The sequence below is a fragment of the Bacteroides sp. FSHCM14E1 genome (genome assembly GCF_019633785.1).
Taxonomy (GTDB): Bacteria; Bacteroidota; Bacteroidia; order Bacteroidales; family Bacteroidaceae; genus Bacteroides; species Bacteroides hominis.
The window spans coordinates 220305-235904 of sequence record NZ_JADKYL010000006.1; the positions used below are offsets into that span (position 1 = coordinate 220305).

At 42.6% G+C, this 15600-nt stretch carries 18 protein-coding genes; 9 read left to right on the top strand and 9 right to left on the bottom strand.

The features are described 5' to 3' along the window. Positions 1–2: 2 nt before the first annotated feature. The 5 genes from ISX59_RS21440 to ISX59_RS11760 all read left to right on the top strand — a co-directional run bounded on the left by ISX59_RS21440 (position 3) and on the right by ISX59_RS11760 (position 4372). Positions 3–575, top strand: coding sequence for a hypothetical protein (locus tag ISX59_RS21440; protein WP_004310154.1), 573 nt, complete (start codon positions 3–5; stop codon positions 573–575). A gap of 569 nt (positions 576–1144) precedes the next feature. After that, positions 1145–1921, top strand: a complete 777-nt coding sequence (locus tag ISX59_RS11745) for a TetR/AcrR family transcriptional regulator (protein ID WP_004310156.1) — start codon at positions 1145–1147, stop codon at positions 1919–1921. 782 nt (positions 1922–2703) lie between these two features. After that, positions 2704–3117: a single-stranded DNA-binding protein gene (locus ISX59_RS11750; RefSeq protein ID WP_004310157.1), complete on the top strand. Its 414-nt coding sequence runs from the start codon at positions 2704–2706 to the stop codon at positions 3115–3117. A 238-nt stretch (positions 3118–3355) separates the two neighbouring features. Then, the gene (locus ISX59_RS11755) at positions 3356–4111 is read left to right on the top strand and encodes a ParA family protein (RefSeq protein WP_007896781.1); all 756 of its coding nucleotides are present in this window, start codon (positions 3356–3358) and stop codon (positions 4109–4111) included. A gap of 6 nt (positions 4112–4117) precedes the next feature. After that, positions 4118–4372: a hypothetical protein gene (locus ISX59_RS11760; protein WP_004310159.1), complete on the top strand. Its 255-nt coding sequence runs from the start codon at positions 4118–4120 to the stop codon at positions 4370–4372. Between the two features lie 70 nt (positions 4373–4442). Here ISX59_RS11760 and ISX59_RS11765 read toward each other — a convergent pair whose 3' ends face one another. Beyond that, complete coding sequence (locus tag ISX59_RS11765) at positions 4443–5762, bottom strand: ATP-binding protein (protein WP_008768657.1); 1320 nt, start codon at positions 5760–5762, stop codon at positions 4443–4445. A gap of 269 nt (positions 5763–6031) precedes the next feature. Further along, positions 6032–6268 carry a hypothetical protein gene (locus ISX59_RS11770; RefSeq protein ID WP_005777345.1) on the bottom strand — a complete coding sequence of 79 codons (237 nt, stop codon included), beginning with the start codon at positions 6266–6268 and terminating at the stop codon, positions 6032–6034. A gap of 48 nt (positions 6269–6316) precedes the next feature. On the opposite strand from ISX59_RS11770, the gene ISX59_RS11775 reads away from it, so the two are divergent. From ISX59_RS11775 to ISX59_RS11790, 4 genes are all read left to right on the top strand, one after another. Further along, entirely contained in the window at positions 6317–8056 is a 1740-nt protein-coding gene (locus ISX59_RS11775; protein WP_008659497.1) for a ParB/RepB/Spo0J family partition protein, read from the top strand. 508 nt (positions 8057–8564) lie between these two features. Then, complete coding sequence (locus tag ISX59_RS11780) at positions 8565–8840, top strand: hypothetical protein (protein WP_004322070.1); 276 nt, start codon at positions 8565–8567, stop codon at positions 8838–8840. Positions 8841–8847: 7 nt separating this feature from the next. Continuing rightward, on the top strand, positions 8848–9120 hold the full coding sequence (locus ISX59_RS11785) for a hypothetical protein (RefSeq protein ID WP_220575926.1): 273 nt from the start codon (positions 8848–8850) through the stop codon (positions 9118–9120). 33 nt (positions 9121–9153) lie between these two features. Then, positions 9154–9510: a hypothetical protein gene (locus ISX59_RS11790; protein WP_004310165.1), complete on the top strand. Its 357-nt coding sequence runs from the start codon at positions 9154–9156 to the stop codon at positions 9508–9510. Positions 9511–9627: 117 nt separating this feature from the next. Here ISX59_RS11790 and ISX59_RS11795 read toward each other — a convergent pair whose 3' ends face one another. The 7 genes from ISX59_RS11795 to ISX59_RS11825 are packed head-to-tail and all read right to left on the bottom strand — an operon-like array spanning position 9628 to position 15598. Beyond that, on the bottom strand, positions 9628–11814 hold the full coding sequence (locus tag ISX59_RS11795; protein ID WP_004310166.1) for a type IV secretory system conjugative DNA transfer family protein: 2187 nt from the start codon (positions 11812–11814) through the stop codon (positions 9628–9630). 3 nt (positions 11815–11817) lie between these two features. Further along, positions 11818–12555, bottom strand: coding sequence for a DNA-directed RNA polymerase subunit alpha C-terminal domain-containing protein (locus ISX59_RS11800; protein WP_004310167.1), 738 nt, complete (start codon positions 12553–12555; stop codon positions 11818–11820). A gap of 13 nt (positions 12556–12568) precedes the next feature. Continuing rightward, entirely contained in the window at positions 12569–13225 is a 657-nt protein-coding gene (locus tag ISX59_RS11805; protein ID WP_004310168.1) for a DUF1566 domain-containing protein, read from the bottom strand. A gap of 21 nt (positions 13226–13246) precedes the next feature. Then, on the bottom strand, positions 13247–13759 hold the full coding sequence (locus tag ISX59_RS11810; protein ID WP_004310169.1) for a hypothetical protein: 513 nt from the start codon (positions 13757–13759) through the stop codon (positions 13247–13249). Further along, complete coding sequence (gene traN, locus ISX59_RS11815) at positions 13756–14601, bottom strand: conjugative transposon protein TraN (protein WP_007218152.1); 846 nt, start codon at positions 14599–14601, stop codon at positions 13756–13758. The genes ISX59_RS11810 and traN overlap by 4 nt, the downstream gene beginning before the upstream one ends. Before the next feature lie 12 nt (positions 14602–14613). Next, positions 14614–15213, bottom strand: a complete 600-nt coding sequence (locus tag ISX59_RS11820; protein ID WP_007218153.1) for a hypothetical protein — start codon at positions 15211–15213, stop codon at positions 14614–14616. Positions 15214–15262: 49 nt separating this feature from the next. Continuing rightward, on the bottom strand, positions 15263–15598 hold the full coding sequence (locus tag ISX59_RS11825) for a hypothetical protein (RefSeq protein WP_004322067.1): 336 nt from the start codon (positions 15596–15598) through the stop codon (positions 15263–15265). Between the last annotated feature and the right edge of the window lie 2 nt (positions 15599–15600).

Sequence of the window (15600 nt, forward strand, 5' to 3'; positions counted from 1 at the left end):
TTATGTGTAACATAAAATATATACTATGTACTATATTTTGTATGTGTGCATATCTTCATGCTGCTGCAATCTGTAGCGATAGTATATCTGATAAGTTTTCATATAAGGTACTTGAAAATTTCAATTATTGTTGGGATAATAATATTGTCTATGAGGATACTAATTCCAAAGATACTGCTTTATTTGTCTCGTCTCATAAATACATAATCTCTCCTATTTTAAACGCTTTTTGTAATAATGTGAACGAACAGACAGAGTTGGCTAAGATCGGATATTGTTGTAAGCATTATCTCATTAAAGTCCCAAATAAATCAAAGAAAAATATACAATATTACTCTATAGAAATCAATATTCTATCTAATATAAAGAGTCATGCCCCCATAACCTCAAAAATAGAAGAATTAAAAAAACAGGACTATGCGATTATTGATATTATATCAGAGGCTCCTGTTATGTGTCTTGTTTTTGTGGAAGCTGATTATTTAGTAGCCGTAACTTATAATATGTTCTATGATTTTGATGATGTATTATCCTTTTCGAAATTCTTTGTAAAAGAACACTTCTCAACAAAATAATAAGATGTCATTACACAGTGAATATAAAACGTAATACATCCTCTTTCAAAGAAAAAATAGAGTTTCATTTTTCGATATATAATGCTTCTTCATTCTTATAATTCTCACATGAATAATCCAACATGAAGTTTTCTTTATATGAAATCATTAGGGTCTCATTTAAATTGACTTCTCTTATCGCAACCGGAAACTATCAGGGATTTAATGTAGATGTGCAGCAAGTTTTCTTCGTGTAGTGAGTGTTCTTTTTTCAAATTGGAGATTTTCCTATAATATAGCAATAAATAAGTAAATTAATACGTCTATTATTGAAATGCAAATTTATTGGTAAACGTAGTTTTTATATTCTGTCTATTGTTTGTAAAGCATAAAAATGTATATTTGCAACAGACCCAGTTGCTCTATATCAAAACAAATGAAAAGAGAATGGAATAGCTGTATAAATACTTACAGCCTACCTTGGGATATTATCGTCAATTCAGAAAAGAAGAAGTTTATCGAAAGCTAAAATAAAAATATTTCCTTTTACTGATTTTTGCAGATTTATTTTTATAACATACTATATAATAGTGAAACAGAAAGAAAAGAAAGCTCGAAATAGGAGGACAAATGAACAAATAGACAAGGAGGTAATATCCGAACTTGAAAAGCTTGTAGCTGAATATGGTTTTGGTAATGTCAATTTGAGTGCATTGATGAAAGCTGCAAACATAGAAGCTAATGTGTTTTATAGAAGATACGGCTCAATGGAAAACCTTTACGACAGGCTTGCCAAGCAGTATGATTTCTGGATCAATGATACTATTGACGTTTCCAGCCTGAACATATTGGGACCTAAAAAGTTTTTTGCGGAAACATTCAAGACCCTTTATAGGAACTTGTCTGATAACACTGTAATGCAAAAGTTGTTACTTTATGAAATGTCGGTTATTAATGAAACGACAAAGAGAACAGCAGAAACACGGGATATTATGAATCTAAATTTGATTGCGTTTTATGACAATCTGTTTAAACCGGCGAAAATCAATATTAAAGCTATTATGGCGAATCTGATTGGAGGAATTTATTATCTGATACTTCATAGGAGGTGTGCGAAAACCTGTACAATAGATTTTAGTACTCAAGAAGGGGAAAAGGTCTTTTTCGAATGGATAGATTTTCTAACAGATGCCATTTTTGACAAACTGGAAGCGTATGAAAGGAATAGAAAAGCAGCTCAAGAAATGTTATCAGACGGCATAAGTGAGTTTAAAATATGTAAATACATGGGCATCAATAAAAATGACTTAAAAATGTTACTTTCAAATAGCCATAGAAATTCACGAGAACTTTCAAAGGAAAGCTAAAAATTTTATTTATAGTACATATCATATTGATAAGTAGAATACCATAAAATATTCGCAAAGCTCCATTGCTGCGTAAATCCCTATCCGGATACTTTGTATTAATAGCGGTCATTATCTGTATGGCCGTCGTGTGTATCCATGAACATATAAGTGATTATGGACTTAATAGTCTAATCAGGTCATTGGAGCAAGGGGTATTTGACGTTAGCTATTGTCGGTTACTTTTATAATTTTTTTCTATATCCCTTTGTATAAGGACTGATAGCCTGCTACAAGAAAAATCTGACACGCTTTGTGTAGCGCGTTACATAAAGTGCGTCAAGTTATTTTTCAAAGGGTACACGAACAGACTTGAAATTGCGGAATGATATAACTATATCACTATTCACAGTTTCAAGGTAGTCTTTGGATCTTAGTCCTGCATGTCCGTTCTCCTGTTTTATTATTCCCTGCTTTAGCGTTTTCTATTCCTTTTTTATATACTTCTATTTATCGCTTTTCTGCTGCCGTGCAACCTGCCGTGGATTGAATTTTTCCGCAAAGGTAATCGCCAGTCCCAGTCATGTCAATGCCGGCATTCAGCCGCAAGTGAAGCGCAAAAATCTTCCTCTCCGCTGGTGAGCGTATTTTTCCTCTTCAGCCTTGCCAGATTGTTCCTGCCGCCTTTGGATGCAGAAAAAATCATCCCGGAGGTCGCAAACAGGCCAAACAGAGGGAAATAAAGAATATTTATAAACTAAGGTAACGGTAGGATTAACCACCTGCCACAAAAAGAATTTATTATGTTATACGTTCACACAATTGGTCGCATTGGCAAGGATTGCCAGGTTATTACTGGAGCACACGGTTCATTCATTGCATTTGATATTGCGGTAGATGACTATTCACATGGAAACAGCATCACTACTTGGGTAAGGGTACGGAGTAAGAAAGAGAACCATATTCGACTATCCGAATATCTTACCAAAGGACGGTTACTGCTCATTGAAGGGACACTTTCGGCTTCACTGTGGAAGGATAAGGATGAAAACTGTCAGATTCAACTATCCATTACGGCAGACGCATTGGAGTTCATCAATACCGGAAAGCGTGAGGGTACAACTTCAGAAGCAGAGAGTCCGACGGATGCCGCAAGCAATGCACCTGTACCACCGGTAGCTATGCCGCAAGAGGACAAGGAAGACTTGCCGTTCTGATGATGTGCATATAGTATTGAACAACAACAAATACTAAATGTAGTATTTACTAATTATAGTAAAGTAGGAAGTTAGTAAGTTAGCTATTACTGAAAGTAGTACTTACTACATTTAGTTTATTAGTATTTTAGTATAGTAGTAAATACTAAAATACTTTTTTTAGTAAAATAGTATATACTAATTATAGTATTTACTAAGAATAGTATTATCTTTGTATCGCATATAAAGACATCAAATTATGACAAAAATTATAGCTGTTTTGAATCATAAGGGTGGGGTTGGCAAGACAACTACCACCATCAATCTTGCCGCTGCTTTGCGACAGAAGAAAAAGCGTGTACTGGCTATCGACATGGACGGGCAGGCAAATCTTACAGAATCGTGTGGTCTCTCCATTGAGGAAGAACAAACGGTGTATGGGGCAATGAGAGGTGAATATCCCTTACCGGTTATCGAACTGGAGAACGGACTTGCTGTTGTGCCGTCCTGTCTCGACCTGTCGGCGGCAGAATCCGAACTGATAAACGAGCCGGGACGTGAGTTGATACTGAAAGGCCTGATTGCGAAATTGCTTGACAGTCGGAAGTTTGACTACATCCTGATTGACTGTCCACCTTCACTGGGCTTGCTGACACTCAATGCCCTTACCACAGCGGACCTTCTGATTATTCCGGTGCAGGCACAATTCCTCGCCATGCGCGGAATGGCGAAGATTACAAGCGTAATTGAGATTGTCAAGGAACGCCTGAACCCGAACCTGAGTATTGGTGGCATTGTTATTACCCAGTTTGACAAGCGCAAGACACTCAACAAGAGCGTAGCTGAAATTATCAATGACTCTTTCTGTGACAAAGTGTTCAAAACGATTGTACGGGACAATGTGGCACTGGCCGAAGCTCCTATAAAGGGAAAGAACGTCTTTGAGTACAATAAGAACTGCAATGGAGCCAAAGATTATATGGCTTTAGCACAAGAGGTTTTGAAATTAAAATAAGACAATATGGGCAAGAGTGATTTATTGAAAGACAGTATGAAAAGCGGACTGGACGGATTGCTGTCATCCACGAAGAAATCTCCGCAAAAGAAGGAAGCCACACCACTTAAAACTGAAAAAGAGCCTGCGGTACATTGCAATTTCGTTATCGACAAGAGTGTTCATACGCGTATGAAATTCCTTGCTATTGAGAAGAATATGTCATTGAGAGACATTGTAAATGAGGCGATGAAGGAGTATTTGGAAAAAAACGGTAAGTGAGGGTATGTCCCTCGCTTACCGTTCTTTTAAATCTGTGACTTCTGTTAGTACGTTATGCCGATATGTATTGCTACATATCAGTCATTGACAACCCTTTGTATGACAGGGAATAACCTTTGAACTCTCCCGTTGCACGCATGAAAGCGGCTGCTTTCGCTTCCAGTTTTTCCATGTCGATATTTTCGGCCTTGCGTTTGACTTCGAAAAATGTCGCCGTATCGTCCAGTTCGTTTTCAGCTACTATGTCTATTTCGTTCTCACCCTTGCGGTCCCACCAGCCTCCGATACGCGTATAGACTTGCCGTTCTATCAGTACACGTTTAAAGTAACGTTCAAGCATCAGACCGCTGAAAGTTTCATAATCCCGACCTATAATCATCTTCACACTTCCATAGTTCTCTATCTCCAGCATATAGCTGTACTTGTAGATGAAGCGGAACCAGAACGTGAAAAAATTATCCTCGATGACATACCGGACATTCTTGGCGGAACTCTTCTCGAACAGCGGTTGCTTCTTCGATATGATTTCGTATTCTTTCTCCAGCTTGGTAAGATAACCGCCGATTTCCTTGCCTACCACGTTTTCAATTTCCGAACGGGATGTTTTTCCTCGTGCAATGGCCGATAGTATGGAGAAATAGATTCCGTAATCCTTGCCGAACTCTTCGATAAGAATCGCTTTACCCTCGCCCAAAAATATGGAGTCGGCCTTTATAATCTGGTCGAGCATAGTCGTTTTGGCTGTTGCTCCTGCATCCACGAGTAGTTGTACATACTTCGCCACACCGCCCGTGAAAGCGTACAAGGCCAGCAGATCTTCCGCCGTGTAGCCGGGGTTGTATTCCGAAAGAATATCTTTCAGAACAGTTGGGGTAAACGGACGCACAGTCATAAAGCGCGACTGCCGGTTATACAACGGCTCTTTCTTATCCTTGAATATCTTTGTCATCATGGAATAAATCGAACCACAGACAATCAGGTTAATACGGGACTTCGGGCTGTATAGATCCCAGATGCGCTGCATATCGCTGAACACCGATTTGTTCACACGGAAAAACTCCTGGAACTCGTCGATAAAGAGTGTGATGGGACGTTCTGCCGAAAGTTTCATCAGGTACTCGAACACATCAGTGAAGTGTTCGGCCCGCCCCATGGTTGGGACCCCCAACTTGTTCTCTATTTCAAGCCGGTAGTCCTCACACAAATCGCCTTCGGCTTTCCGGGCAACAAAGAAATAGAGAATCGGTTCGTCCTCGTATGCCTTCCACACGAGTGATGTCTTACCGATACGGCGACGTCCCGTTACCACTGTAAACTGAGCATTGTTTTTGGCCATTTCGCGAATCTTGCGAAGAGAGGCTATTTCTTCTGTCCTGTCAAAAAATCTCATATCCTTATCCTTTTTTATTGCTATTTCCGAAACGGCTGTTTCCGAAACGGCTGTTTCGTTACTGCAAAAATAATGCAAATTTCTGGTAAAACAGGCAATTGATACAGATTTATTTAGCGAAATGGCTCAAAGGATTTTTATCTGGTAAGTTCCATTCCTGTTTTACACCGTCTGGTCTTACGTCCTTCCGCTTGTCCCGTTGTATCGTTAATCATCCCTTTATAGTTCCATCCGTTTTACCATCCGCCTTTCAGCGTATTCTTCCTTTTCTATATTCTTTTAATGCCACTCATCCGGTCCATTCCTGCCATCACCGGTTGGTTTTCCAGACGCAAAGGTGGACTGCCGCGCTTGATTCCGTCGCTTTGAAGTGCATTTCCTATAAAATTCTTCCTTTCTGCGAAAGAGTAATTTTCCGGAAAAAGCGTCGGAAATCGCTTATTCGTCAGTCCTTGTAAAGCATCTGTAAATCCCAAGCGGTTCAGGCAGAAAAGAGAACCGAACAAAGGGAAAATAAAAAATTAAATATTAAAACCAATTAAATTTTTATGATTATGGAAGCAACAGCAATTCAATCAGTAGAGAAAAACATCACAATGGTAGCATTGGCAAACGTGCAGCCGAGCAATTACAACCCACGTAAGAATTTTGACGAAGCGAGCCTTGCAGAACTTTCCGAGAGTATTCGTCAGCAGGGTGTGTTACAGCCTATTGGAGTACGCCCAATAGAAGACAACCGCTTTGAGATTGTTTTTGGAGAACGCCGATATCGTGCCTCCCTCATGGCAGGATTGGAAGACATTCCGGCTGTCGTTATGGAAATTTCAGACGAAGTTGCCGAAGAAATGGCGGTAACTGAAAACCTCCAGCGCAAGGATGTTACCCCGATAGAGGAAGCAAATGCCTACCAAAAGCTCATTGATAGTGGTCGCCACGATGTGCAGTCTTTGGCGGTGCAGTTCGGTAAAAACGAAAGCTATATCCGCACACGCCTTAAATTCGTTTCCTTAATGCCCGAAATCGCACAGCTTTTGGAACAGGACGAAATCACAATCAGCGTAGCGAGCGAAATTTGCCGTTATGGGGAAGATATTCAGAAAGAGGTGTACAACAAGCATCTTAAAGAGGGGGTGCAGTACAATAGTTGGCGAGGAATGAAAGCCTCTGATGTTGCACGGAACATCGAACGGCAATATACCACCGACTTGGAGCGATACGCATTTGACAAGACCCTCTGTCTGTCGTGTCCTCACAATACAAATAATATGATGTTATTTTGCGAGGGTGGTTGCGGAAATTGCGCCAATCGTACTTGCCTTGCTGAAATGAATGCAGCATATCTCACGGAGAAAGCCGTGCGCCTTATGGAAGAACGCCCTGAGGTATCCCTCTGCTATGAAAGTTTCAACAGCAATGAAGCCGTAGTAGAACGTCTTACCGCCATGGGTTACGAAGTGGAAAGCCTTAACTATTATGCAAAGGCATATCCCGAACAGCCCGAAGCACCCCGAAAAGATGAGTACGACACCACCGAAGAATACGAACAGGCACAGAGCGAGTTCGAACAGGATTTGAACGATTACACGGAAGAATGCGAAGAAATCCGTACCCGAAGTGAAGCAGGTGAAATCATCCTTTATTTCCGTATTGAGAGCAAGGACATCGTACTCTGTTATGTTCCGAAAGTTACCTGTACTACCAATGACACAAAACAGGAGCAGACGCTTTCACCGGTAGAGAAGTTGGAAAAGCAAGACAAACGCAACAAGGAAATTGCCCTTGAAAAGACTGTAGAGGACACAAAAAAACAGATTTTGGAGGTTGATATGTCCGATTGCAAGTTTGGGCAAGACGAGGACAAGATGATTTATTTCTTCTTGCTATCATCCCTCCGCAAAGAGCATTTCGAAGCGGTAGGTATCGAGGAAAAAAAGCCTTATTCCTACCTTACAGATGAAGAAAAGATAAACATCATTGCCAACCTCACGAGCAAGCAGAAAGCGATTATTCGCAGGGATTTTCTAATTGCTAATTTCAAGAACGCATACGGCAACAATGCCATTGCATCCCTCTTGCTTGACTTCGCACAAAAACATATGCCCGACCTGTTGGCAGACATCAAGAACGGACATAATGAAGTGTATGAGAAGCGTCACCAACGTATCGAAGAGAAAAAAGCCGTTCTTTTGGTGCAGGAACAAGCAAAGCAGGAAGCGGAGCAATCTGACAAACAGCAATCCGAAGTAGGGATGCAGACCGAAGAACAGCCACAAGAGGAAGATATTGCAGCTTAACCATAATCAGTAACCAACGAATAGAGGGTGGAGTAATCTGTCCTCTATTCGTTCCTAATTTGTAATTAGATTAAGGTGAAGATGTTCACGGACAACTGCTCCAAACCGTTGTCGGGCGGCGCGTCTGCCGGGCAAACCCGCCATCCGCGCGATTATGCCTTTTCTATCCCATTTATAGCTACCTCCCGATACCCCGCCGCCACCCGTCTTCATTTATACCTATCAGTTTCCTCCTTTTTATCTTTTCCATCTTATTCCTTCTCCGGTTCCTTCCTGTCCTCGCCGGTTGGTTTTCCAGACGCGAAGGTGGACTGCCGCGCTTGATTCCATCGCTTTGAAGTGCATTTTTATAAAATTCTTCCTTTCTGTGAAAGAGTAATTTTCCAAAAAAAGCGTTGGAAGTAGCTTGTTCGTCAGTCCTGTAAAGCATCTGTAAATCCCAAGCGGTTCAGACAGAATATAGAACCGAACAGAGGGAAGAAAAATAAATCATTAAAATTTCATGACAATGGACAACATCAAAGAAAGCAAAGAGTACAAACTTGCCAAAGAATGGGAAATGGCAGTGAATAGTTTTAGTTTCAATCCCAAGCGTTTTGCAGCCGCTATACCTGATATGCACCCCACACTGCAACAGAGCCTCTATAGATTGTTTAAGGAGTGCATCATTGTGATGGCGGATGAGACACGTCGCTATGATGACCGCAATCGTGCGTCACATGAAGAAGCAAAGTGTCTTATGGAATACCTCAAGACAAATGGAAAGCATATCCCATTAAAATAACAAGCGTATGAAAACACAAGAAGTACAATTTGGCGGCAATAACTATCCTTGCCGTGTGGTGGAATCCAACGAGGGTGAAGAACTCCTTATCGGCTCGATTACCTTGCTTGATGCCCTTCAGCCCGGTAGTTTCAACGATGGAAACGAAGGCTTCGCAAGCAAGGAAGCCGAAAGAATCTATGACGAGGTTTTCTTCTTTACCGACATGGCAAACCTGCGACTGACAGACGTAGAATTGGTTGCCGAACTGAAAAAGGACAACCCGGAATGGTTCGAATAAAAAAACAATAATCATCTTAAAAATAGCATAGTTATGGAAAAAGAGTATGTAATACAAATAGCACAGACCATTCAAGAGCAGTTGATAGGACTTACCCCTATGCCCGTCCTCATGTCATGGGGTATCGCAGAGTTTGCAGCCACCATCTTCAAAGACCTGCCTGCACTTCGTATCAAAGTAAACGGACTGTTACACACCGGATACGTCATTATTGCACTTAATGGGTCGGACTATTATGAGGTATATCTGTTGAAAGGCAAAGATGCAGAGTGTGTCAATGAAGAAGTTTGTTACAACGAGTTAGGGGATGTCATTGACAGGGCAATTGAATGCGGTACTGACAAAGAGGAATACGAAAAAATTGCCATCAGCAACTCACCCAATTATTAAGCAGGTAGCTCACCTGATAAACCAGAAGAAGAGATTAGTTAGTAGTAAACCGCCAGTACGATTGTACTGACGGTTTTTGTTGTTTTTATTTACATTATATGTCAGACAGCCGGATTTTTATTTCGCGTTGCGCTTATTTTGAACGTCTTTTATCATCTCTTTCACATCTTGCCCCACTTGTACGAAGTTTTTATATAGGATGCGCTCCCGTTCCTCTCTCGACTTGAAAGTGTAGAACTTCGGCAGCGGCACATACGCCGCTTCTTCTTTCTTGATTTCTGCCATATCAAAATCTGTTTTGCAGAAGAACTTTGTAGTCTTGAACTCTTCCGATTCTTGAATATTCATTGAACCGCCCATACCTGTTTTCGTCTTCACAAAGTCCCGTGCCGTCTGACCGCATATCCATCCGGTTGCCATATCCGAGATTTTCGAGGCAGGCACAAGGTTATCCATATTCTCATTGAGATTGATACTTGTTTTGTCCCGGTCAATAGTCACGCCTTTTTTGACCTGGACCACCTTGCCGAAGATGTCATTGGACAACCATTCCAGCGTTTCTTTGGCACGTGCCGAGCCGCTTACCACATTACCTACCGTCGTAATGATCTTTTGCATACCTACCTTACCATAATCGGCTTCCAGTTGCGGTAGTTCCTGAAAGCCGAGCGTTACACTCACCTTATTGCTTCGCGCTGTACCTATCAGACGGTCTATTTTGTGAAAGTAGAGTGTCGGTAACTCGTCCACTATAATACTCACAGGAATATTTTTCCCCTGCCCGGTATTCACACGGGTAACGAGACGGTTTAGGATAAGAGCGTTCAATGCACCGATGATGGATTCCATTTCCGGGTCATTTGCAATCAGCAGGTAACTCGGATTCTTCGGGTCACTCACCTTCAGGTCGAAGTCATCGCCATCCCGGTGGAATATCCAGTAGCTCTCTTTGGTTGCCAGACGCGAGGTATAAACACGTAACGTGCCAATCATACCCTCCAATTGTTCCATTGCCTTATTTTTGAAAGCTGTCTGGAATGGACCAAGCAGCGGAGCAACCTCATTGTCAGTTTCCAGTACCTCGAAAATCGTCTGATAACTTTCATTCAAGAATGACAGAATATGTGGCATGTCCGAATACTTTCCCAGCCAGTAGGCAGGTTCCACGATATTGCCGCCTTCACGGTCGCGCACGATACCTGTCGGTTTCCAGAATTTGGTCTGCGGATCTTGCTGTCTTTCCGCATATAGAGGCTTGCCGTTGGCATCGTAGGGTTCACGTTCATAATTCACGAAGAAGTAGATACAAGCGGCAAGGAAGTTTACCGCCGAGGTTTGGAAGAACTGGTCGCTTCCGCCGCCTCCCTCTTTCTTACCCTTTTGTAGGCTTTCCAATAATGTTTCCGCCGTTTCGCTGGCCGCCGCAAGATTGTTGATGTACTTTGCCTGAATTGGATTCACCCGACGGCTGTACTCCACATCCACAAAATTAATCATGTTGAACTTGCACCCTTGGGGTACTCTGCCCAGTTTCTCGTTCTTCTTGTAATGGTAGTAGAGCTTGGTCGCCAATGTAGGAAACTTGTAGTCATACACCACCATGGCGAAACCTTTGGCCGAATGCTGTCGGATAAACGGCTCTATGATACTGAAAGTCTTACCCGATCCCGGTGTTCCAACTACCCATGTTCCTCGAAAGCAGTTGCTTACAGAAATCCACCCCTTACGGAATTTACCCTTATAGTAGTATCGCATGGGGATATTTACGCTGTATTCATTCTCGACTTTTTCTTCACATTGTTCAAAACTTTCATTCTCGAAGTTGAAACGGTCTTTCATCAATCCCTCCTTGATGAACTTTGAAATGTTGTCTAATGCGATATGTACCAGTACTACGCCAGCAATGGAGGCAATCATATAGAGAATGATATTCAGAGGTAAGGTATAAAGCCTTGTTTCCATCGTATGGCCGAACAGCCATACGGAGAGTACGAGCAGCAATAACCCACTCGTCAATGGATACACCACCTGCCGGCGTGCGTTGAACTCCAGATGCTTCTTGTTCCGCGTTCCGACACAAGTGATGCAGATAAGCAGTACCGTTGCGATTTTGCTGTACACAAGATTGCCGTCGTGGTAAATCATCCATTGTTTGATGCGTCCGTGAATGTCGGTCAGTATGCCGCCCCAGTGGTCAAGCATTGCAGGGTCAATGGCATATTCAAAGAACTCCAGCAGCACGGACACATATACCACTGTGCGGAATATTTTATAGAACCCTTGCAATTCCTTACTTTCTTCCATAAGTCAGTCTGTTATTAGTCCTTGTTTTCTACGATACCAATGATTACCTACTCTGATTACATCCATACCGAACCATGCACCATTCTCGTTCAGTTTTGTTTTTATCTTATCAAGTGTTACCGGACCGATACCCCAGATTTCCATGAGATATTGCTCGTTAAGATGAATCAGGTCTCCGATATATAATATTCCATGAGATTCAAGATGGCTTTTGATGGATGGGGTAATACCCAAACTGAATACCGGTTCCGAGAGATAGTGTACTTCTTCTGCCTGAATGTTATTCAGGGCTATTTCAAGCCCCACTTTGATTCTTTTGAGAGAATCAAGGCGTTCTTGCATCTTTTGGATGACAAGCTCGTCTTGCTGTATCTCATTGCGTAATTGGGTTGCTCTCTTTACAAGTTCGGCATTACTTCTTTTCAACTCTCCGTTAATATCCGCCATTGACAGATTACTTGTTTCAAGCTCGTTTCGTGTGCGGTCTAATTGCGTGACAAGTTCCTCCAGTCTGTCGGCATGACGCTTCAAGATTGAATTTTTTTCATTATCGGCAGTCATTTCGTCCAAAAGGTAGCCGAACCTTTTAATTTGAAAATTAATATCTTCTTTATCCGATGCTATGGAATCTGCGAGTTTTGCCAGTATTTGTCGGCATGAATTACCTTTCATGGACTTATACATGAGGACAATTCCCAATATCATCAATGCTATGCTGAAAAATATATCCGTATCTTTCATATCTTTCTATCTTTTATTCGTTTATGGTAATTATAGGGCGTACTTTGTGCGCCTGTACTTTAGGTGTTTCCTGCATTGCGCCGCTCCCCATGGAATAGAGCCATGCCTTGGCTGTCTGTTGCTTTTCGACTTCTGTGGATGTCCAGTACCAACAGTCGTTTTCATCCAGTGGTAACGGCTCACCGCCACATTGTTCGATGACAGGGTTGATTATCTTTCGCATGGTGTAGAGCAGCCGCATCTCTGCCACGGACGGTACATAGGCACTCTGCCCGTACCGCCATAGGTCGAAAACCGCTTCTGCCATTGGCGAAGCGGTTTCTTGTGTATCATACAGTGCGAATGTATTCTCATTGCCATCATAAGCCATGATGTCAGCCGATGTGCCTTGTGCGATGCCGAGGCTGTCGGCGAATGCCTGTGGAGCAATGTCCCACAGGTAAACTGCATAACCGTCCCCCTCCGTATCTCCGCGTTTTTCGGTATCGAAGACAACCGCTATCGCTTTTTTCCCCGATTGTTCATATTGTGCGTAAGGCAAGGCTGTTCCATCCTCGCAGAGGATATGTCCTGGACGAACTGCTGTATCGGGTACGTCTATATGCGTGTCACAGGCAGCGCAAAGCACGGCAGCCGTTGCCGCTGCCACCAAATGTATCTTTCGTATCATATTGCTTTCTTTTTTGTTTCCCTATTTTATAGGTAGTTTCACACCCAGCACGACACCTGCTCGCAGCACGTCCGCACCTTTTATCATCACATCGCTTTTCACTTGCCAATACAGTGTCCATCCGGCCCGTAGCACATAGTTGTGTTCGTAACCGAAGTGCAGGCCACCGAGGAACTTATTCATGTCGCTTCCGGCTGAAGCTCCGATACGCAGACTGCCATAGTGGTTGCGTCCCCGCGTCATGCACGGCTTGTAGGCCACGCCAAAACCGTAGCTGCGGTAGTTTCGCCAAAATGATTCCGGGCAGATATGCCCGCACGAAGCGCACTCTGCCCATTGTAGATAGCCGTTGACGAAGAACTCCCACGTATGGCGATAGTTCATTTCGTGTTCGTAGGCGAGCGTTATATCCATGCCGTTCTTGTAGAGTAGCCCTGTGCCAAGCGAGAGGCGTCCGCTACCTTGTTGTGCATTTGCACTTGCAGCGATACACACGCAGGTAATTATCACGATGATTGTCTTTTTCATAGTCATTCCTCCTCCAATAAATCTGCATGGAACGAATCTGCCGCCAGTATATCCTCATAGTCGATGTTCAGACTGATGTTACGGCCACTAATCTGTTTCTCCGTCATTTCGATGGTCAGTAGCTTGTCATTGGGAAAGGTCATCTTTTTCACGACAATCACATTCCGATAGCCGTGTCTGAATGTCTTGCCCGATTCCAGAACCAGGGCAGGTGTCAGTTCGATAGTCTGTGCGTTGGTTGCCTTGGCGAGTTTCTTGTCTGTCAGCTTTATCCGTATCTCATCAATGTCAAAACGGATGTTCGTCTTGTTCTCGATGGAAAAGTCTATGAAGAAGTAGTCACCCACCGAGTAGATATTGTTCAGACGCATCACCATGCGGTGTGCTTTGGTAGCTACGTTGCGGATTTTTGCAGGTGAGTTCCAGATGCGCCGTGCATGATGTGTCATGTCGGCAGTGGACATTGAGACTGCCGGATTGTTGTACGCATTACGCTCTTGTAGCAATATCTCCTTATCTGTTACTGCCTCTTTCATCCTTGTGGTATAAATCAGTGCGTATTGTGTGCGGTATCGTTCCGTCACAATGGTGACGATGGCGAGTATTTCACCATCCTCGTGTCCGCTTTCCTTGGGCTTTAGGCGAATGATGTTGTCAATGGGCTGATCGCCCGCCACCTTGTCAGTGGAAATATCCACGAAACGCACCGGTTCCGATGCCGTGATGACAGTTGTTATCTGTTCGTTCACCGTCAGTTGTTCCATTTCTTCGTAGGTAGTTTGTGCGTTAGCTTTCGGTAAAATGGAAATACCTGATAGAAGCATAATGCCAAATAAATTCCTTTTCATTGAAATACAGAGTTATAATTGAAAATTCATGATTGCTTTATTCTCTTGCGAATTGATATTTGCCTTATCTGGGATGTCATCCTGCATACAACTTGGAGATTTGTCCGTAACATCTATCTGTTCGAATATGATTTGTTTCGGAAGTATTTTATGGCAGAAATAGCTGCTGTTGAACGGTACGTTTTTCCCTTTTCCGAACTGAATACGTTTATCGAACATGAGTAATTCCAGATCAGTATTCTGGAAAAGTCGGCAGGGTGCTACGTTGTTCAGCCAATAGTTGGACATCAGCAAGGCGAATGGTTTTCCGAGTTTCAGACAGCGTTCAAAGACTTCCACCTTCCGGCTGAAAGGAGGATTGGATACGAGTATATCCCATTGGGACGGTTCATAGTTGAAAAAATCCTGTCCGTTATAGATATGGGAATACACGACATGGAAACCGGCATCCTTGAATTTCTGCACAAACTCACTGCGCTTCGTATCGAAAGGACACCAGACTATCTTGCCTTCGGGTATATATTTGATAATGGGTAATACACCATATCCCGGTGTATATTTTTCATCTGTCGGATTCCCGTATAATTTTTTTAAGTAGTTTGAAGATTTCATAGGCACATGATTAAAAATATTTATATTGATTTCTTTTCCCTATTTCGCTTCATTTCTTTATCTGCCTGGCACGCGCCCAAGTACAACGTCCCGTCCGGGTCATTTGGATTTCACATTGCCAAAGAGTGCCCTTCTCCACTGTTTTGAAATTAACATTCCCGTATCTTGGTCCGTAAAAACCGGTATGTTTTTGAAAAGCGAATAAGGCAATCCTCCGTCTGTCTTCTGTTCGGAAGTTGCATATTAGGGCAAACTGCCCTCTGTGATGCCACCATTCGGTACTCACAAGTTTTCCGATAAATGTTTCGGCTTTATTGGGGGCTATATAGTCCGCATAATAAAGCCCATCCGTACCTTTGTGATATTCTGATAAATCTGTTTCCATGT